General features: G+C 69.5%; 17 protein-coding genes. 8 read left to right on the top strand and 9 right to left on the bottom strand.

Going from position 1 to position 19,023, the window contains the following annotated elements:
* The first annotated feature begins 19 nt into the window (after positions 1 to 19).
* Positions 20 to 2,773 (top strand): AbfB domain-containing protein, encoded by a 2,754-nt coding sequence (locus tag ACGFIV_RS15425; protein ID WP_392835257.1) that lies wholly within the window; start codon positions 20 to 22, stop codon positions 2,771 to 2,773.
* 129 nt (positions 2,774 to 2,902) lie between these two features.
* On the opposite strand, the gene ACGFIV_RS15420 is transcribed toward ACGFIV_RS15425, so the two are convergent.
* Positions 2,903 to 3,457, bottom strand: a complete 555-nt coding sequence (locus ACGFIV_RS15420; protein WP_358560010.1) for a DUF4166 domain-containing protein — start codon at positions 3,455 to 3,457, stop codon at positions 2,903 to 2,905.
* 345 nt (positions 3,458 to 3,802) lie between these two features.
* On the opposite strand from ACGFIV_RS15420, the gene ACGFIV_RS15415 reads away from it, so the two are divergent.
* The 3 genes from ACGFIV_RS15415 to ACGFIV_RS15405 all read left to right on the top strand — a co-directional run bounded on the left by ACGFIV_RS15415 (position 3,803) and on the right by ACGFIV_RS15405 (position 8,348).
* Positions 3,803 to 4,717: a glycosyltransferase gene (locus tag ACGFIV_RS15415; protein ID WP_358560008.1), complete on the top strand. Its 915-nt coding sequence runs from the start codon at positions 3,803 to 3,805 to the stop codon at positions 4,715 to 4,717.
* A gap of 134 nt (positions 4,718 to 4,851) precedes the next feature.
* The gene (locus ACGFIV_RS15410) at positions 4,852 to 5,433 is read left to right on the top strand and encodes an RICIN domain-containing protein (protein ID WP_392835252.1); all 582 of its coding nucleotides are present in this window, start codon (positions 4,852 to 4,854) and stop codon (positions 5,431 to 5,433) included.
* Between the two features lie 140 nt (positions 5,434 to 5,573).
* Positions 5,574 to 8,348: a hypothetical protein gene (locus tag ACGFIV_RS15405; protein ID WP_392835250.1), complete on the top strand. Its 2,775-nt coding sequence runs from the start codon at positions 5,574 to 5,576 to the stop codon at positions 8,346 to 8,348.
* 192 nt (positions 8,349 to 8,540) lie between these two features.
* On the opposite strand, the gene ACGFIV_RS15400 is transcribed toward ACGFIV_RS15405, so the two are convergent.
* Complete coding sequence (locus ACGFIV_RS15400) at positions 8,541 to 9,356, bottom strand: class I SAM-dependent methyltransferase (RefSeq protein ID WP_358558936.1); 816 nt, start codon at positions 9,354 to 9,356, stop codon at positions 8,541 to 8,543.
* 178 nt (positions 9,357 to 9,534) lie between these two features.
* Here ACGFIV_RS15400 and ACGFIV_RS15395 point away from each other — a divergent pair, with 178 nt between their 5' ends.
* Positions 9,535 to 9,744, top strand: coding sequence for a hypothetical protein (locus ACGFIV_RS15395; protein ID WP_358558938.1), 210 nt, complete (start codon positions 9,535 to 9,537; stop codon positions 9,742 to 9,744).
* Between the two features lie 6 nt (positions 9,745 to 9,750).
* A complete protein-coding gene (locus ACGFIV_RS15390; RefSeq protein WP_358558940.1) occupies positions 9,751 to 10,095 on the top strand; it encodes a DUF1036 domain-containing protein in 345 nt (114 codons plus the stop codon).
* A gap of 144 nt (positions 10,096 to 10,239) precedes the next feature.
* Here ACGFIV_RS15390 and ACGFIV_RS15385 read toward each other — a convergent pair whose 3' ends face one another.
* From ACGFIV_RS15385 to ACGFIV_RS15375, 3 genes are all read right to left on the bottom strand, one after another.
* Entirely contained in the window at positions 10,240 to 11,148 is a 909-nt protein-coding gene (locus ACGFIV_RS15385) for an ABC transporter permease (RefSeq protein ID WP_392835246.1), read from the bottom strand.
* The gene (locus tag ACGFIV_RS15380; RefSeq protein ID WP_392835243.1) at positions 11,141 to 12,067 is read right to left on the bottom strand and encodes an ABC transporter permease; all 927 of its coding nucleotides are present in this window, start codon (positions 12,065 to 12,067) and stop codon (positions 11,141 to 11,143) included. The genes ACGFIV_RS15385 and ACGFIV_RS15380 overlap by 8 nt, the downstream gene beginning before the upstream one ends.
* Positions 12,068 to 12,206: 139 nt before the next feature.
* Positions 12,207 to 13,817, bottom strand: a complete 1,611-nt coding sequence (locus tag ACGFIV_RS15375; protein ID WP_392835240.1) for an ABC transporter substrate-binding protein — start codon at positions 13,815 to 13,817, stop codon at positions 12,207 to 12,209.
* A 129-nt stretch (positions 13,818 to 13,946) separates the two neighbouring features.
* Here ACGFIV_RS15375 and ACGFIV_RS15370 point away from each other — a divergent pair, with 129 nt between their 5' ends.
* Positions 13,947 to 14,921, top strand: a complete 975-nt coding sequence (locus ACGFIV_RS15370) for a LuxR C-terminal-related transcriptional regulator (RefSeq protein ID WP_358558948.1) — start codon at positions 13,947 to 13,949, stop codon at positions 14,919 to 14,921.
* Positions 14,922 to 14,935: 14 nt separating this feature from the next.
* Here the strand turns inward: ACGFIV_RS15370 and ACGFIV_RS15365 are convergent, their stop codons facing one another.
* The gene (locus ACGFIV_RS15365) at positions 14,936 to 15,403 is read right to left on the bottom strand and encodes an ATP-binding protein (protein WP_358558950.1); all 468 of its coding nucleotides are present in this window, start codon (positions 15,401 to 15,403) and stop codon (positions 14,936 to 14,938) included.
* A 102-nt stretch (positions 15,404 to 15,505) separates the two neighbouring features.
* Positions 15,506 to 16,477, bottom strand: coding sequence for a polyphosphate kinase 2 (gene ppk2, locus ACGFIV_RS15360; protein WP_392835235.1), 972 nt, complete (start codon positions 16,475 to 16,477; stop codon positions 15,506 to 15,508).
* 250 nt (positions 16,478 to 16,727) lie between these two features.
* Here ppk2 and ACGFIV_RS15355 point away from each other — a divergent pair, with 250 nt between their 5' ends.
* Positions 16,728 to 17,096, top strand: coding sequence for an STAS domain-containing protein (locus ACGFIV_RS15355; RefSeq protein ID WP_358558954.1), 369 nt, complete (start codon positions 16,728 to 16,730; stop codon positions 17,094 to 17,096).
* Here the strand turns inward: ACGFIV_RS15355 and ACGFIV_RS15350 are convergent.
* Complete coding sequence (locus ACGFIV_RS15350) at positions 17,093 to 17,539, bottom strand: SRPBCC family protein (RefSeq protein WP_358558956.1); 447 nt, start codon at positions 17,537 to 17,539, stop codon at positions 17,093 to 17,095. The two genes, ACGFIV_RS15355 and ACGFIV_RS15350, sit on opposite strands and share 4 nt — an antisense overlap.
* Before the next feature lie 142 nt (positions 17,540 to 17,681).
* Entirely contained in the window at positions 17,682 to 18,977 is a 1,296-nt protein-coding gene (locus ACGFIV_RS15345; protein WP_358558958.1) for a helix-turn-helix domain-containing protein, read from the bottom strand.
* Positions 18,978 to 19,023 lie beyond the last annotated feature (46 nt).

Below are 19,023 nucleotides of genomic sequence, written 5' to 3'. Positions count from 1 at the left end.
CGTTCCGCCAAGGAGTGAGATGGTCAGACCCTCCGGCTGGGCCCGCCGAGTGATCGCGGCGCTCGTGCTCTCCGCCGCCGCCCTGATAGGGCAGGCTCAGCTCTCACCTCCCGCCGCGCAGGCGGCGCCACCGCTCACCACGCCCTGGACCGCCCAGGTGAGCCAGGACAACCCCCTGCCGGAGTATCCCCGGCCGCAGATGGTCCGCTCCGAGTGGCAGAACCTCAACGGCCTGTGGCAGTTCGCCGGCACCGGGTCGATCGACAGCCCGCCGGTCGGCCAGAACCTCGCCGGGCAGGTGCTGGTGCCCTATCCCATCGAGTCCGGGCTCTCGCGCGTCCAGCGGCACGAGGACCGCATGTGGTACCGCCGCACGTTCACCGTTCCCTCCACCTGGTCCGGGCGGCGCGTACGGGTCAACTTCGGCGCGGTCAACTGGGAGGCGCGGGTCTGGGTCAACGGCACCGCCGTCGCCACCCACACCGGCGGCTACGACCCGTTCAGCGCCAACATCACCTCGGCCCTGCGCGCCGGCTCCAACGAGATCATCATCGGCGTGTACTCGCCCGTCGACGCCGCCGGCGTCCCCATCGGCAAGCAGCGCCGCTCGCCGGGAGGCATCTTCTACACCGCGCACTCCGGCATCTGGCAGACCGTCTGGCTGGAGCCGGTCAACGCCGCCGCCATCACCCGCCTTGACACCACCCCCGACGTCCCCGCCGGGGTGCTCGACCTGGTCGTCCAGGGGGCGGGCGTCTCCGGGCAGGGCGTGCGGGCCGAGGCGCTCACCGGCGGGCAGGTGGTCGGCAGCGCCACCGGCGCGGTCGGCGCGCACCTGCGCGTCCCCGTCCCGAACGCCCGGCTGTGGTCGCCTGACGACCCGTTCCTGTACGACCTGCGGGTGACCCTCACCGGCACCGGCGGCGGGGACGCCGTGACCGGCTACTTCGGGATGCGCTCGGTCGGCAAGGCGATGATCGGCGGCGTGCTGCGGCCGACCGTCAACGGCAGGTTCCTGTTCCAGATGGGCACCCTCGACCAGGGCTACTGGCCGGACGGCATCTCGACCGCCCCGACCGACGAGGCCCTGCGCTTCGACCTCGAACAGCAGAAGGCGCTCGGCTTCAACCTCGTGCGCAAGCACGTGAAGGTCGAGCCGGCCCGCTGGTACTACTGGGCCGACCGGCTGGGCCTGCTCGTATGGCAGGACATGCCCGCGATGCGCACCGGGGTCTCCCCCTCCACCAGCGACCGGGCGAACTTCGAGAGCGAGCTGCGCCGCGTGGTCGACAGCCTGCGCGGCATCACCTCGATCGTGACGTGGATCCCGTTCAACGAGGGCTGGGGCGAGTACGACCCGGCCCGCATCGCCGACCTGGTCAAGAGCTGGGACCCCACGCGGCTGGTGACCAACAACTCCGGCTCCAACTGCTGCGGCTTCGACGGCGGCAACGGGGACGTCATCGACGACCACATCTACGTCGGCCCCGGCGCCCCGCACCGGCCCACCGCCGACCGGGTCGCCGTGCTCGGCGAGTTCGGCGGTCTCGGCCTGCGCAGCCCCGGCCACGAGTGGCCCGGCACGGGCTTCGCTTACGAGATGACGCCGGACGCCGCGACGCTCACCGACCGGTACGTGCAGATCAACGAGCAGCTCAAGCCGCTGATCACGGGCGGAGGGTTGTCGGCCTCCATCTACACCCAGCCCACCGACGTGGAGAACGAGGTCAACGGCATCTGGACCTACGACCGCAAGGTGCGCAAGATGGACGCCGACCGGGTTCGGGCGGTCAACCGCTCGGTGATCGAGTCGGCGGGCGGGCTCACCCTCGACGGGCTGGTCTCCCTGCGGGTGACCACCCCCGGGTACACCGACCGCTACCTGCGCCACAGCGCGTCGCTCGCCCGCACGGACGTGGTCACCTCCACCAGCCCGGACACCCTCAAGCAGGACGCCACCTTCTACGTGCGGCGCGGCCTGGCCGACGGGAGCTGCTACTCCTTCGAGTCACGGAACTTCGCCGGGCACTACCTGCGCCACCAGGACTTCCGCGTGCGCAAGGACCCACGGGACGGCACCACGCTGTTCGACCAGGACGCGACCTTCTGCCTGCGCGACGGCCGCACGGGCAACGGCATGTCGTTCGAGTCCCTCAACCTGCCGGGCTACTTCCTGCGGCACTACTCAGAGGGGGTCTACGTCGCGCGGAGCGGGGGCCCGAACCCCTGGGACGGATCCGCGTCCTTCGCCGACGACACGACCTGGCAGGTGACGGCCCCCTGGTGGCGCAGCGGCGCCGGCCTGACCGTCGGCTCGGCCCTGTCGCTGCGCGTGGCGACCCCGGGCTTCACCGACCGCTACCTGCGCCACAGCGCGTCGCTCGCCCGCACGGACGTGGTCACCTCCACCAGCCCGGACACCCTCAAGCAGGACGCCACCTTCTACGTGCGGCGCGGCCTGGCCGACGGGAGCTGCTACTCCTTCGAGTCACGGAACTTCGCCGGGCACTACCTGCGCCACCAGGACTTCCGCGTGCGCAAGGACCCACGGGACGGCACCACGCTGTTCGACCAGGACGCGACCTTCTGCGCCCAGCCGCCCCGCTTCGGCTCCTCCGGGGTCAGCCTCTCCGCCTCCAACATCACCGGGAACGTCCGGCACTACGCGGAGGAGGTCTACGTCGCCTCCTCCGGCGGTTCCCACGCCTTCGACGCCTCGTCCCACTACGACGAGGACACGACCTGGGTCGTCGCGCCCGCCTGGGCGCCCTGACCCGCCGGGCGGCGGCACCCGGCCCTCCGGCGTGCCGCCGCCCTGCCCTACGTCCAGCAAGTGACCGCGGGCACGCGGACACAGGCATCGCAGGCCGTCAGAACACGGGCATGACACTCCCGCAGGACATCAGCAGGCGGACATCTGGCCCCGGTAGGACATCAGCACGCCGATCAGCGGCACGGTGACCCGCACGGCGACGTGGAAGCGCGGCGGCCTCCGGTCGCGGTCGCCGGCCTCCACCCACGCGTGCGCGAAGACGCGGGGCGAGAACCGGTCGGGCAGCGCGATCTCCCGCCTGCCCGCCCGCAGCACGGCGCCCACCTGCACGACGTTCACCTCGTCCGGCGAGGCGACGGTACGGGTGCGGATCTCCAGCGGTCCGTGCCGCTCCCACCCACAATCGCCGGCGCGGCTCTGGACGCTGATCAGCCTCCGCGCCCCGATGGTGCGCTCCCACCGCTCGGCGACCCGTGCCTCCCCCGTCTCGGGATCCTCCATGGGGGAACGGTGAACGGTCACCAGCGCCGGAACCGCCGTACACGTACGGGGGAACCCGAGCACGGCGCACGCCGCCCTGCCGAGCACCCCCGGACCCCGCCGGACCTCCAGCACCCCCGTGCCCCTGACCGTCTCATCCCCCAGATGAAACCGCCACATCCACGCGTACGCCTCTTCCACCACACCCGCACCCCCTCCGGCCTCCGAAGCCCTCCCTGCGATTCACTTATACGCCCCGGGTTAATACGGGCGCACATTCTCTTTGCCGGAATATGGATATCTGGCTATTTCTATGCGTTCATCGCTCTATAGCCTTTTCGGTTCTCTTGCCCTAGCATTGGCGCCGTGGTCACGATACGTGAGCGACGTCGCAGCGTTCGCAAGCGCCGAAATGGGCAAGAAATACCGCACCAGACGACGACCGGGCCGGCCCCCGTACGGGTGAGCGTTATGTCGGAATCGACTTTCACCGTACGAGGCCACGGCGTGCACAGTGTATTCGAGGAGAGCGTCCGGGCGATAAAGCAAATGCCTGATTTCGAGCACGTTACCGGGATACGCGCGTACGGAAAACGCGTGGTCCTCCACGTGCACACGATGGGCCCGTTCGCGGTCCTGCGGATGCTGGCCCACCGCGGCCCGCGACTGATCAGCGCCCACGTCACCCCCGAGACGCTCGTCGGCAGCATCAAGGGGACCTACCTGGCCATCGGGTTCGTCCGCTGGTACATGAGGAGGGTGTTCGGCCTGGCCACCCTCATATTGTCGGTCAGCGAGGCGACGACGCGAGAGCTCAAGGAGCTCGGCGTGCGGGGCCCGATCATCCCGACGAGCAACGCCGTCGACGAGCGGCGCATCCGGCCGCTTTCCCACCGGCGCGACGAACTGCGCCGCGAGTTCGAATGGGACGACCGGCCGGTCGTTCTCGGGGTGGGTCAGGTGCAGCCGAGAAAGGGCGTCGAGGAATTCGTCTCCTGCGCCAGGAGCCTGCCCCAGCTGAGATTCGTCTGGGTGGGCGGAATTCAGTTCGGCATGCTGTCGGACGCGCGTCACGATCTGACCCGCCTGCGCGCGAGCGCGCCCGCGAACGTGACGTTCACGGGCCTGGTTCCACGGGACAAGGTATTCGAATACTGCGCGGCGGCGGACGTGTTCTTCCTACCGTCCAAGCACGAGACCTTCGGGCTCGCCACGCTGGAGGCCGCCACGGCGGGGCTGCCACTGGTCCTCACGGACCTTCCCTGCTACCACGACTGGCTGAAGGGCGCCTACCTGCACGGGGAGACGGTCACGGAGTTCGTCGGCCTGCTGCGGTGCCTGCAGGACGAGGACGTGCGCGCGAAATGGGCGGAACGGGCCTCGGACACCGCGATGGGATACGACTCCCGGATGCTGATGAACGGTCTGCGCGAGGCCTATCTCCTCGCCGCGACCCGGATCTGAGGCTCCCGGCCGGAAGATCGATGATCAATTCGTGGATCCCCATTTGACTACAGAGAGTGAGGATCGGGGAAGAGGTGGGGCGCGGGCTCCGGCGGGCGGAGGCCGCACCCCACCAAGAAGAAGGGTTCGTCCCCATGGGTTCCACGAAGCGGGCATTCACGCGCTCTGCGCCGGCGCTGACCTCGGCCGTGACGACCGCCGCCCTCCTCTGCGTGTGCGCGCCGGTCGCGCGCGCCGACGCGGCCGCCCCCGAAGAACGCCGGCTCGTCAACCGGATGGACGGCAGCCGCCTGGCCCTGCTGTCCGACGGCACAGGCGAGGGGGCACCGGCGATCACGCTGCGGGCCCCGTCCTGGCAGTACAAGACCGTGAAGTGGACCAACACCTACAAGCCTGACGGCAGCATGGTCATCAAGAACGTCGCCGCCGGCAAGTGCCTCCAGCCCGCCACGGCGAACCCCCAGGCCGGGGACGGCCTGGTGGTCAAGACGTGCGACGGAACGGCCGCGCAGGACTGGACCTACCGGTGGGAGCAGACCGACGGCAACACCGGCGTGACCGCGTGGTTCACCCTCCGTCCCAAGGCGAGCCCGCTGCTGGCGATCACACTCCAGACCTACCAGGGCTCCGGCAGCTGGGACACCCTCTACCTCGACCGCGACCAGAACACCACCGACCGCCTATGGCGCTTCCTCCGAGACGGCTCCACCTGGTGAACCCAGCAAGGAGACCATGACCGGCCGGCTGTCAGGACCTGATGTACCGGCGATGGTCGAGCTCACCGGCTCGGACGCCACGGCGCAGCCTCCCAGTGATCGACAAGCCGTTCCGCAGTGCGGGTCCCTAGCCTCGCACCATGGACGTCGACGAGCGGATCGAGATGTGTCTGAAAGGCTGGTCGAGCGAGCTCGACCTGTCCGGGATCCCTCTGGAGGCGATACCCGAGTCGGTCGGCTCCCTCACCGGATTGAAGGTGCTCCACCTGAGCGGTTGTGAGCTGACCGAGGTTCCGGACTGGGTGCGGAACCTCACCGCTCTCACCATGCTCCTCCTGGAGGGCAACCGGTTGACCGCGATGCCGGAGTGGCTGGGCGATCTCACCGATCTCACCTCGCTCTACCTGGGCGACAACGAGCTGAGCACCCTGCCCGAGTCGCTGGGCCGCCTCACCGGACTCAGGGAGCTCGCCGTGAACGAGAATCGGCTGACCACGCTCCCCGAGTCACTGAGCGGCCTCACCAGGCTCGCCCGGCTCGAACTGAGGAACAACGAGCTGACCGCCCTGCCCGAATGGCTGGGCGGCCTCTCCGCGCTGGTCTGGCTCGATGTGCGCGGCAACGGGCTCACGTCCGTACCGCGACGACGCCGGAAACTCGCCCCGGCCCAGGCCGCTCTTCGCGCGCTCAGCGACGAACTGCGCGCGCTGCGCCGAAGGAGCGGCCAGCCGAGCGTGCGGGAGCTGGCGTCGCGGATCAACGAGCTTCCCAGCGTCGTGCACACGGTGCTGCACTGCCGGTTTCTGCCGAGCTGGGCGCAGGTCGAGGACCTCGCGCGGGCGCTGGACGGGCAGGCCGAGTCGCTGCGGCCACTGTGGACGGCCGCCTACGAGGCATCCCCCGAACGTGCCGTGGTCGACGGGCTGTACCGGCCGTTCGGCGGCGACCCGCTCACCGGCCGAGGCCGGCCACCGGATCCGGTCATCGGCGACTACGCCATCGTCCCTGGGCCGGTGGTGCGAGACGGCCAGGGCCTGGAGTACCTGCTCGGCGGGATCGCCCGCCATCCGGGTGGTGTCTACGCCCTGACCTACCACCCCGACGGTCACCTGCTGGCTACCGCCAACGACAGTCGGGAGGTGTGGTTGTGGGACGCGGATCTCTACAAGGCCGTCACCGGCGCGCTGACCGGGCCCACCCGAGACGTCACCCACCTGGCCTTTCACCCCCACGGCCACCTGCTGGCCGGCGCCGGCGAGGACGGCACGGTGTGGGTCTGGGACGTGGCCACCGGTGACCCCGCCGCAGTTTTCACCTGCGACAACGGCCACGAGGGCGGCATCACGAAGATCGCCTTCCACCCCGACGGTCACCTGCTTGCCGGCGCCGGCGCGGACGGGACGGTGTCGGTGTGGCACCTCGACAGCGGCCGACCGGCCATGAAGCCCTTCGCCTGTCATAACGGACCCGTGTGGGCGATGGCCTTCCACCCCGACGGCCGGGCACTGGTCACCGCAGGCCGCGACCTCGCGGACGAAACCACCGCGACGCTCCGGTGGCACGATCTGAGCACCGGCGCCTCCGAAACCAGTGTCCTGGCAGGTCAAGACATCAGCGACGCCGTGGCGGTCTTCGATCCCGGCGTCACCCAACTCGCCACAGCCGCACCGCGGTGGTACGAGACGCAGGCATCCCGATGGTCCTACACCAGCCTGGTGCGGTTGTGGGACGCGGCCACCGGCGAACCCGCAGGCGACCCGTTCCAGTCCGTCGTCAAGAACGTCTCCGCACTGGCCTTCCATCCCGACGACCGGCAACTGGCCATCGGCGGCTCCAACTACAGCATGTTTGCCCATCGGTTGCAGGTGTGGGATCCGGTCACCGGCGCCTACCGGCTCCTGTTCGCGAGTACGTACGGTCAACCCGATCACGCCTACACACTGGCCTTCCATCCCGACGGCCAGGTCCTGGCCCACGGCGATCTCGAGGCCGGAAACGGCGTCCAGTTCTGGGCCACCACCGCCAAACCGGTCGGCGCCCCTCTCCTTCACACCACTTCGGTGCGGCGGCTGTTCTTCCACCCTGACGGCCGGTCGCTGGCCACCATGGGCTACGCCCAGGCGCTACGGTCGTGGGATCCGATCACCGGCGAACCCCTCAAGGGCCCACCCACCCCGGACCTCCTCGACGTGGCTATCGGGCCAGGCGGCCACCTGCTGGCCACCTTCGACACCGAAGGGGTGGTACGGCTGTGGGACTGGGTCACCCACGAGCCCGTCGGCACCCCGATGGCCGGCCACAGCGTCGACGACTTCGTCATGTCCGAAACGATGATCGCCTTTCATCCTGACGGCCACTTGCTGGCCACCACCGACTTCACCTTCTCCCCGATCACCGGCTACTACGGGATCGTGTGGTTGTGGGACGTGGCCACCGGCGAGTTGGCCGACTTCTTCACCACCGACCCCATCAGGCAGATAGCCTTCCATCCCGGCGGGGAGCTGCTGCTCTACACCAGCGCTGACAGGACGATGATCCGGCATCTGGCCACCGGCGAACTCATCTGCGACCCACTCCCCAGCGGGCCGATCGCCTTCCACCCCGTCAGTCATCTACTCGCCACCAACGAGCACCGCGCGCTGCGGTTGTGGGATCCGTTCACCGGCGAACGTGTCGGCGCTCCCCTCACCGGCGACGTCGACGCCTGCGCGATCGCCTTCCACCCAGATGGCGAAATGGTGGCCACCGGCCACCACGACGGCACACTACGGCTGTGGGACTTGGCCACCGGTGGACTTCTGGGTACTCCCCTCGCCGGACATTACGGCGGTATCGAAGCGCTGGCCTTCCACCCCGACGGCAATCTGCTGGCCAGCTCCGGCGTGGACTGGACGGCACGTCTGTGGATCCGCTGAGGGGCTGACGCTGAGACCTTGGCCGCGACCGCCTGAGCGGGTATGGCGCTGCACGTGGTCGAACCGGGATTGTGAGCACAACCAGGTCCGGTTCCGATTCAAGCGGCGAGGTCAGAACGGTGAAGTCGACCTCCCTGAGCTCAGGGTTGAACGCCCCGGGCTCCACCCCGATCTCTTCGGTGGCGGCGCGGGTCAGAAGTGGTAGGCGAGGATGCGGCCGACCCTGCGGAGGAAGTAGAAGCGGTTCATGACGGCGAGGGCGGCTCGGTAGCCGGTGGGGAAGCGGGACACCTCGGGGACGTCGGAGAAGAAGAGCTCGGAGGCCAGGTGGAGGGCGGGGACGGCGGCGGGCAGCTCGGCGGGGTCGTCGAGACCCCAGCGGAGGGTGGCGCCGGTGGCCCTGATCTGCGGCTGGAAGCGGCTCAGCTTGACCGCGAGGCTGCTCAGCGCGTCGAACACGATGTCCCCCGTGGGGAACCGCTCGGTGACGCGGCGCAGGAGGGTGTGGACCTCCTCCGCGGTGAGGTACATCATCAGGCCCTCGGCGACGACCAGCACCGGCCGGTCGGCGGGGACCTGGTCCAGCCAGGCCGGATCGGTGGCGGGCACGCCGATCATCGTGTAACCGGACCGGGGCGGGAAGAGCCGCTCACGTAGCGCGACGATGTCCGGGTAGTCGACGTCGTACCAGCGGACGGTCTCGGGCGGGTCGAGGCGGTAGACGCGGGTGTCGAGGCCACAGGCCAGGTGGATCACCGTCGTGTCCGGCGCGCGGGCGAGGTGGCCCGCGGTGAGGGTGTCGAAGGTCCTGACGCGGATGGCCACGCTGAGCGCGTCGGTGGAGCGCATCCTCAGCTTCGAGAAGTCGTAGTCGATGCGCTCGACGGCCCGCTCGGCGAGCGGGTCCCGCAACACGGGGTCATCGCCGCGGCTGTGCACGGCCCTGCCGTACAGGGTGGCGAGGAGGGTCTCCTTCTCCTTGGTCAGGTGGACCTTCTCGCTCCCCATCCCTCCAATGTAGACCCGACGCTCACAACGGCCGGGAACGGTCCGGCCGGTGCTCGGGCGGGCCCGCGGGCATGGCCGCATCCGGCCGGGGGCGCTGTCGCCGCCGTGTCTTTACATGCCCATTGCCATGACTGTACGTTGAATTTTGATTACCCACAGTGATCAGGAGGTGAGTCACATGCCGGATGACGGCACCGAGCGAGTGCCCGATCCACGAGTGGCGTTCACGAACGTCACGTCGACCGACACGGGCGAGGTCAGCGAGAGCCCGGGGATGGTCGACCGGGCCGTCGTGGTGGCGGGCGAAGGCGAGCATCTGCCACCGCACTCGGAGCAGGCGATCGACAGCAGGCCGCTCTCCCAGCGGTTCATCGAGCCGGAGGAGTAGTCGACCATGGAGCTGCACTTCCGTAACCAGTACACCTCGAAGGTGTGGGTCGCGATCATGTTCTACAGCCCCGACACCTGCCGCGACTACGGCCAGTGGGGCACCCGGGGCTGGTGGGCGATCGATCCGGGTGGAGAGGCGCACGTCCTCAACACCGGCAACCGGTACGCCGCCTTCTACGCCGAGGCCGCCAACGGCGCGATCTGGACCGGCCCCTACGGCCCGATCTACGTCTACCAGAACGCCTTCGACTCCTGCCTCAACATCGGCAGCACCGCGGCCAGGCGCGTCGGCACCCGCCTGGTCGACATGAACGGCTATTCCGTCTACTACGTGAACCTCACCCCCTGACGGGAGCGCGTCCACGAGCGGCCCCGACACCGTGCCATCGGGGCTCGCCCGCCCGCCGCCACACGTACGCCCTCCTCGCGGGTCACGCACACCACCCCTGACCCCCCGGCCGCGCGTGCCGCGGCCGTGCCCGCCGCGGCGGGGTCAGCGGAGCTTGGGGTCGAGGGCGTCGCGGACGACGTCGCCGAGGAGCAGGAAGCTCAGAACGGTCGCGGTGAGGAACATCGCCGGGAAGACCAGCAGGTGCGGGTACTCCGCGAAGAACACCTGGGCCACGTTCAGCTGGAGCCCCCACGACACGTCCGGATACTGCAGGCCCACGCCGAGGTAGTCGAGCGTGGCCTCCCCCGATATGACGTTGCCCACGTTCAGCATCGCGACCACGAAGACCGGGGCGATGGCGTTCGGCAGGATGTGCTTGATCATGATCCGCCGGTCCCCGGCGCCGAGCGCCCTCGCGGCCTGCACGTAGTCGGTGTCCCGGATGGCGATCACCTGGCCGCGCATGAGCCGGGTCATGGTGGTCCAGCCGAGCAGGACCAGGACGATCGTCATGGCCCAGATCCCGTGCCCGGGGAAGGCGACCAGCACGACCGTCGCCCCGAGGACGAACGGGATGCCGAAGAACACGTCCGTCACCCGGGAGATGATCGCGTCCAGCACGCCGCCGTAGTATCCGCCGAGCAGGCCGAGCACGATGGCGACGAGCAGCGCGGCCACCGTCACCGCGACGCCGATCAGCACGGACGCGCGGGTGCCGTGCACGATCTGCGACCAGTAGTCGCAACCTTGCAGGTCGTACCCGAAGACGGCCCCGCCGCCCGGCCCCTTCTTGGACATCCGCAGGTCGCAGTGCTCGTTCGGGCCGAGCCTTGCGAACAGCGAGGGGAACGCGGCCATCGCGCAGACGACGAGGAGGATGACCACCGAGATCCAGAACAGGACCCGCCCGCGCAGTTCGAGCCAGGCGTCGTACCACAGGGAGCCCCGCATGTTCCGCTCCGGCTTCGGGCCGTGCGAGGTCGCCTCGACGGAGGCCTTCAGGTCAACCACGGCGGATCCTCGGGTCGAGCACGCCGTACAGCAGGTCGACGAGCAGGTTGGCCACGATGAAGATCATCACCAGGAGGGTGGTGACGCCGACGACGACCGGACCCTCCTGGAGCTGGATCGACTGGAAGACCTGCTGGCCGATGCCGGGCAGGTTGAAGATGCCCTCGGTGACCACGGCGCCCGCCATGAGGTTGCCGAAGTCGACGCCGAGGTAGGTGACGACCGGGATCAGCGAGTTGCGCAGGGTGTGCCTGCCGATGATCCTGGACCGCCGCAGCCCCTTCGCCGCGGCCGTGCGGACGTAGTCGGCCCGGAGGTTCTCGACCACGCTCGTGCGGGTCAGCCGGGCGACGTACGCCAGGCCGAAGGAGCCGAGGACCATGCCGGGCAGCAGGTAGCTCGCCGGCCACCCGTCGTCGGTGCCCGCCGTCGGGAAGAGGCCGAGGTCGAGCCCGAGCACGATCTGGGCGGTGTACCCGACGACGAAGACCGGGACGGCGATCACGAACGTCGTCCCGGCTAGCACCGCCGTGTCGGCGAGCTTGCCCCGGCGCAGCCCCGCGATCACGCCGAGGCCGATGCCGACGACCAGCTCGAAGATCCACGCGGTGAGCGCGAGCTGCGCGGTCACCGCCCAGCGGTCCTGGAGCAGCTCGCCGACCTGCTGCCCGGTGAAGGTCTCCCCGAGGTCGCCTCGAAGGAAGACCCCCGCCATGTAGAGGCCGTACTGCACGATGAGCGGGTCGTTCAGGTGGTAGTGCTCGCGCAGCGTCTGGAGCACGGCCTCCGGAACCGGTTTGTCGCCGGCGAGTGCCAGGATCGGGTCGCCCGGAAGGGAGAACACCATGGCGTAGATGAGGAAGGTGGTGGCCACGAAGACCGGGACGGCCTGGAGCAGGCGGTGGACGGCGTACCTCACCGTGCGCCCGGCTCACCGCCGCGGCGGGCCCGAGAGCCCGCGCGAGCTTCGCCGCCGTGCCCGGCCGCGCGGCCGGTGGCGGCACGGGGGGACCCCGGCTGGCCGGGGGCCGTGCGCGGAGTCCCCATCGCGTGCATCCTTACTTGACCGTGATGGTGTCGAGGTTGGGGCTGTACGGGTCGATCAGAACGCCGGTGATCTTGTTGGAGTAGCCGGCCTGATCCTGCCAGTTCCACAGCGGGATCATCGGCATTTCGGCGAGCGCCACGTCCTCGGCCTGCTGGTAGAGCGGGATGCTCGCCTCCATGGTGGACGCCGAGTTGGCCTTGGCGATCAGGTCGTTGAACTGCTTGTTGTCCCAGCCCATGCGGTTGCCCGCGCCCCACATCGACTCAAGGTAGTTCTGGGGGCTCGGATAATCCATGACCCAGTTGTTGCGGTACGGGCCGTCTTCCTTCTTCTCGCGCAGCGTCGACAGGTAGTCGGCGGCGGGGATCTTGCGGAACTGGATGTCGGCGATGCCGAGGTTCTGCTTGAGCTGGTTGGCGACGGCCTGCATCCACTGCTCGTAGCTCGGGTCGGCGTTGGAGAAGTAGAGGTTCAGCGTGCCGGTGAAGCCACCGGCCTTGTCGAACAGCGCCTTGGCCTTGGCCGGGTCGTACGCGCACGCCTCACCGCAGGCGTTCTCGCGGTATCCCGGCACGAGCGGCGCCAGCAGCGAGGCCATCGGTTTGAAGGTGCCGTTGTAGACGGCGTCCACGATGCCCTGCCGGTCGATCGACATCGAGATCGCCTTGCGCATGTCGGGGCTCTGGAACCGCTTGTCGAACGCCGGGAAGCCGAGGTAGTCCATGGTGCCGCTGGCCGTGGGCACGAACCGGTCGCCGAGCAGCTTCTTGGCCTCGGTCGCGCTCTGCGGCGGGATGGTCTGCAGCAGGTCGACCTTGTTCGCCCGCAGGTCGGTGTACGCCGTGTCGCGGCTGGCGTAGATCTTGAACTGGACCGCGTCCGACTTGGCGGGGCGGGGTCCGGCGTATCCGGCGAACTTCTTCAGCTTGATCCGCTGGTTGTGCGCCCAGTCGCCGTCGAGGGCGAAGGGCCCGTTGCCGATCGGCTTCTGGTCGTAGGCCTTGAGGTCGGTGAAGGCCGCCTTCGGCATCGGCGCGAAGCCCGTGTAGGCCAGCGTGATCGGGAACTGGCTGAACGGCGCCGTCAGGGTCACCTCAAGGGTGGTGGGGTCGACGACCTTGAGGCCGCTCAGCTTCTCGGCGGTGGGCTTGGCGCCCTCGGCCTCGGCCTCGGGGTTGAGCTTGTCGTAGCCCTCGATGTTGGCGAAGTAGTAGTTGTTGGTCCACGCGTTCGGGCCGTAGGCGGCGGCGTTCCAGGCGTCGGCGAAGCTCTCGGCGGTGACGGGCTCGTCGTTGTGGAACTTCTGTCCCGGCTTGATCTTGATGGTCCAGGTCTTCTGGTCGTCGCTCGTCACCGACTCGGCCGCCCGCATCCGGGTCTGGCCCTTGGCGTCGATCACGACGAGCGTGTCGAACAGCGCCTGCAGCACCGTGATCGAGTAGCTGCTCGACGTGTTCCCCGGGGTCAGGTGATCGGGCTCGTTGAGCGCCACGGAGAACTGGCCGGCCCCCTGTCCGCCCTGGTCACCGCTGGAACCTCCGCTGGAACCCCCACAGGCGCCCACCGTGAGCGCCGCCGCGAGGAGGACGGCGGCACCTCGCGCCTTCTTCAGGACCGTCACTGTTCCTCTGCCTCTCCGTCGCACCGGCGTGATGCCGGAGAGGCTAAATAGCGTGGCAAGTGTCTGCATCGGCAAACTTACGTATTCCCTGGAAAGATCTGTCTCGGGCAAGCTGAGAGTGGAGGACCGATGGATCAGATCACCCTGAGCGCACGCCACCTCCACGCGTTCACGGAAGTAGGATTCCAGGTGGCGGGCGGATCCGGGGCCCACGGCGCGATGACGGCGCTGCGGAAGATCATCCCGGTGGAGGCGTACGAGTTCGTCGCGTTCGACCCGGCGACGGGGCGCCACCGCAGCCTGGTGTCCTCCGGATACGCGAGGGTCGACGCGGACGCCGCCGAGGAGTACGCCCGCCTCGACCCCTACCGGCGCGCCATGGCCTCCCGCGTCCCGCTGCCCATGGGCTCCCCCGGCACCGAGCTCTACTACCGCAGGCACCTCGCGCCGTACGGCTGGCGCTCGGGGCTGACCGCGCCGCTGTTCGTGACCGAGGGCAGGTACACCGGCCTGCTGCACGTCAACTCCCGCGAGGCGCTCCCGCCCGAGACGACCACCGTGATCAGCGCCGTCTCCAGCGCCCTGGCCCACGTCACCGACCTCACCCGCTGCGTGATCGACCCGCTCGGGCTGCCCCCGGGCTTCCACGCGGTGGCCTTCGAGCGCGGCGGGCGGCGCCGCGCGGTCGCCGGGTGGCCGGCTTCCGAGGCCGTCGGCCGGGAGCCGGCCATGGCCGAGCTGGCCAGGGACTTCATCGACTCGCGTGAGCTGTCGCGGCGCGGGCTGTGGCTCGACTCGTCGGGCCAGTGGCGCGAGGTACGCGTCCACCGCGCCGGGGTGGGCTTCCACGGCGCCATCCAGGGCGCGGTGATCGCCGAGCGGCCGTGCGCCCTGCCGTACGACCTGACGGCCAGGGAGATCGAGGTGCTCACCAGGGTCGCGCTCGGCGACTCCAACCCGCAGATCGCGGCGGTGCTGGTGCTGAGCGTCCGTACGGTGACCACCCACCTGGAGCACATCTTCGCCAAGCTGGGCTGCGACAGCCGTACGCGCCTGACGACCAAGGTCCTGGCCGAGGGACTCTGCCGCCTCGACCTCCCCTGATCACCGAGGGGAGCTCAGCGGGCGACCCGCAGGGCTCCCTGGGGTGTGGCGGGCGAGGGGTTCAGCAGGTCGACGTGCATCTCGAACCACACGTTGTTGGTCCCGGCCTCGCGGATGAAGCCCCAGCGGTGGGCGAGCGCCTCCAGCAGGAGCAGGCCCCGGCCCCCGGTGTCGAGCGGGGAGGAGGGGCGCCATCCGAAGGGAGGGTCGAGAGAGCCGGCGTCCTGGCAGGCGATGCGCACCCAGTCGGCCGCGTAGGACACGCTGAGCGTGAAGGTCCCGCCGCCGCCCGAGTCGGAGTGTACGACCGCGTTGGTGGCGATCTCGCTGGTCAGAAGGACGCAGTCGTCGTGGAGCGGATGCTTCTTCCCGAGCGCGGAGGACACCAGCCGCCGGGCCCTGGCCACCGCGTCGGGATCGCCGGCGAGGTGCATCACGCGATCACTGGCCGAATCCGCCCTGCCGTACCCTGATGAAGTCATGCGACCCCCCCGTTAGTGAGCTGCTCGCGCCCTGTTAAGGACGCCGGGGTCATCTTTAGAGATGTCGCCAAAAGGTAGGAACATGGTCCCCACCGGGAGGGCCTATATGGCCTGCGAGGAGGACTTTTCGGCTTCGGCGCCTTCCGGCGGCGGGGCCGTGTGGTCCTCCTCGACGATGTCGGCGGCGGAGCGCACGATCTGCGGGTCGGGCGAGCCCACGATCTCGTGGTCCTTGTTGGTGTAGTCGAACTGGCTGAGGACATGACGCATGGCCGCGATGCGGCCGCGCTTCTTGTCGTTGCTCTTGATGACGGTCCAGGGCGCGTCCTCGGTGTCGGTGTTGAGGAACATGTCCTCCTTGGCCCGGGTGTACTCGTTCCACTTGTCCAGGGAGGCGAGGTCCATCGGGGACAGCTTCCACTGCCGTACCGGGTCGACCTGGCGGATGATGAACCGGGTGCGCTGCTCGCGGTGGGACACCGAGAACCACAGCTTGATCAGGTGGATGCCTTCCCTGACCAGCATCCGCTCGAAGAGCGGGGCCTGGACCATGAACTCCTTGTACTCCTGCGGCGTGCAGAAGCCCATGACCCACTCGACCCCGGCGCGGTTGTACCAGGACCGGTCGAACAGGGCGATCTCTCCGGCGGCGGGGAGGTGGGCGACGTACCGCTGGAAATACCACTGCGTGCGCTCGCGCTCACTGGGCTTCTCCAGGGCCACCACGCTCGCCCCGCGGGGGTTGAGGTGCTCCATGAACCGCTTGATCGTCCCGCCTTTGCCGGCGGCGTCGCGGCCCTCGAAGAGGATCACCAGCCGGCCCCCGGTGTCCTTGATCCAGTACTGGAGCTTCAGCAGTTCGATCTGCAGCAGCCGCTTGGTCTGCTCGTACTCGGAGCGCGACATCCGTTCGGTGTAGGGGTAGTGCTCCCGCCAGGTGTCCACCACGCGCCCGTCGGCGTACAGCAGCACCGGGTCGTCGTCGTCACTGGAATCGACCCAGAGTCCGGGGGTACGGTCGAGCAGTTCGCTCGACTCGGCGGCCTGAGGATAGAGAACTTCCGAAGGCTCCATACCGCCAGTTTTACATATGTTTGTACCGGTCAGTAGCACAGTGGAGCCGTGCGGGGCCGGAGTCCGGCACCCGCGTCCTGAGTGCCTTTCCGGACCGGCGTCGGCGATACACTGGCGGCCGCAGGTCTCGATCGAAGTACATAGCAGGCGAAAACCGTCCAGGCGCGGCGGCGCGATGCGACCATTGAACCGCAAGGATCACGCGAGTTGAACGCCTCCGTCTTTGACGTTCGGCACAGGGAGCGGCCGGATGGGTCTGAAACTGGCGATCAGCAGTCATCGTGACCCTGATTGCACGCTCGTCGCGATCATCGGCGACCTGGACGCGACCACGTACTCCACCGCCAGGGAACAGCTGCGCGCCCTCGTCGCCGAGGGACGCGACCGCATCGTCATCGACGTCACCGAGCTCGGGTTCTGCGACTCCGGCGGCCTCTGGATCCTGCTTGAGGTCCACCGTCAGGCGGAGAGGGCCGGCGGGTGGGTCCGGCTCGCCGGGGTGAACGGCTTCCTGCGGCGCCTGTTCGCGCTCACCCGGCTGGACGCCGCCTTCACCATCGACGCCGACGTGACCGCCTCGCTGGCCGCCGTGGCCGGTCGGGAGGAACCGGACCTCTAGGGCTTCTCGGCGGCTGCCTTGATCCTCCGCAGGGTGCTGCGCATCCCCTCCACCATGAGGGCCTCGCGGTCCCTGCCGAGGAAGCCGAGGGCGAGCAGCGCGCGCACCGGCGCGACCGGTGACCCGATGTGCTCCCGCCACTCGCACAGCACCGTGCCGTCGCCGTCGGGCATGAGGCGGTAGCCCCAGCGCATCCGTGACAGCTCCACCTCGAAGGTGAACCGGCGGGGGCGCTCCCACTCGACCACGGTGCAGGTGGTCGCCCAGTGGAACGGGCCCCTGCGGTTGCGTCCACGGAACGAGGCGCCCAGCCGCCCGCCCACGCCCGCGAGCCAATGGCCGCCGGTGCTCTCAGGACTCCACTCGCCGTAGCGGGTGACGTCGGTGACGAGGTCCCATACCTTTCTGGGGGGCGCGTCGATCTTCAGGCACACCTCGTCCATGCGGACTCCTCTCGCCTCGATCGGGTCCCACCGCCTTCCCCTCTCCTCCCGGAGCACCCCGGGATGGGCCCGGCCCGGTCGCGACCACGCTCGAAGCGGACGCTCAGCGCACGGTCAGCCCGGCGCTCACTTCCATCATCCATCACTGCGCCGTGCTGAGCAGGCGCACCGCCTCCAGCGCCAGGGCGAGCTCGACGATGTCACGGGGGCGGGACACGGAGCGCCCGGTCAGCTGCTCGACGCGCCGGATGCGGTTGAAGACCGTGTTGCGGTGGCAGTACAGCTGCCCGGCGGCGCGCGCGGCCGAGCCCTCGCATCGCAGCCAGGCCGAGAGGGTGGCCAGCAGCACGTCGCGATCGGCCGGGTCCAGGGCGAGCAGCGTTCCGAGGACCTCGGAGGTCAGGTGGCCCGCCAGCTCGGGCTCGCAGACCACCAGCGCCGAGGGCAGCCGCCGGTCCAGCCGGGCGATCTCCGGCCCGCAGCCCGAGCACGTGCGCATGGCGATCTCGGCGAGCTTCCTGGCGGTGCCCAGCTCGTCGAGCCCCCCGACGACCGGGCTGACCCCCGCCGGGCCGTACACGAGCGGGGTCATCCCCTCGACCAGCTCCTCCAGCGTGCCTTCCCCGAGGGCGACGACGGCCACCTCGTGCTGGGTGCGCATCCGCCACAGCAGCCGCATCGGCCCGAGCGTCGCCGGATGGGCGTCCGCCCCGTGCCGCCCGCCCTCCGTGGCGGGGGCTCCGTGCCCGTCCCTGCCGGGCCTTCCGGGAGCGTGGCAGGCCCGGCCGGTGCGGTGGCCGTAGTGGTCGTGGCGCAGGGGGAGCCTGATTGTGACCACCGCATAACGACCGCGCTCCGGCAGGTCGAGCGCCGCGGCGGCCGACCGGGCCACGGCCGCGTCGCCGGTGCCCTCCAGGAGGTCGTCCAGCAGCGCGTTCACCCGCTCGTTGCTGCGCCCGAGCAGCTCCTTCTCCCGCCGCCTGTAGGTGTCGGCGGCCATCATGGCCTGCCTGTCGATCGCGTGCCAGACATGCGTCGCGGTCCGGACCAGGGCGCCGAGCAGTTCGGGGTGTTCCCGCTCGATCAGCTCCACGAAGCCGGCCCAGGTCACCTGCGCGGACAGCCGGTACATGCGCATCAGTGAGTCCATGGGCAGGCCCTGGTCGGCGCGGCGGCCCGCCATCTTCCTGGCGAACGTGAGGTCGCGGCGCTCCTCGGGCCTCTGCAGGATCGCCTCGATGCCGATCCTCAGGCCCTCCTCGGTGCTCCGCCAGTGATCTTCGAGGGTGACGAGCTTGCGGTACGCCTCGTCGCCCTCGCGCACCCGGGTCACCAGCTCGTCGGTCAGCTCGGGCAGGCGTTCGAGCAGCCGGGCGGCGGCGATGCGCAACACGTGCCGTACCTTCTCGTCGACGTGCTCGTTTCGCTTGGCGGCCATCCTTCAGAGACTGCCACCCGCTCCCATACGGAACAAGGTTCGGTTT

It is taken from the genome of Sphaerisporangium sp. NPDC049003 (genome assembly GCF_043197795.1).
Lineage (GTDB): Bacteria > Actinomycetota > Actinomycetes > Streptosporangiales > Streptosporangiaceae > Sphaerisporangium.
Note: the sequence above shows the minus strand (reverse complement) of the source record. Positions and strands in the feature narration are given on the sequence as shown.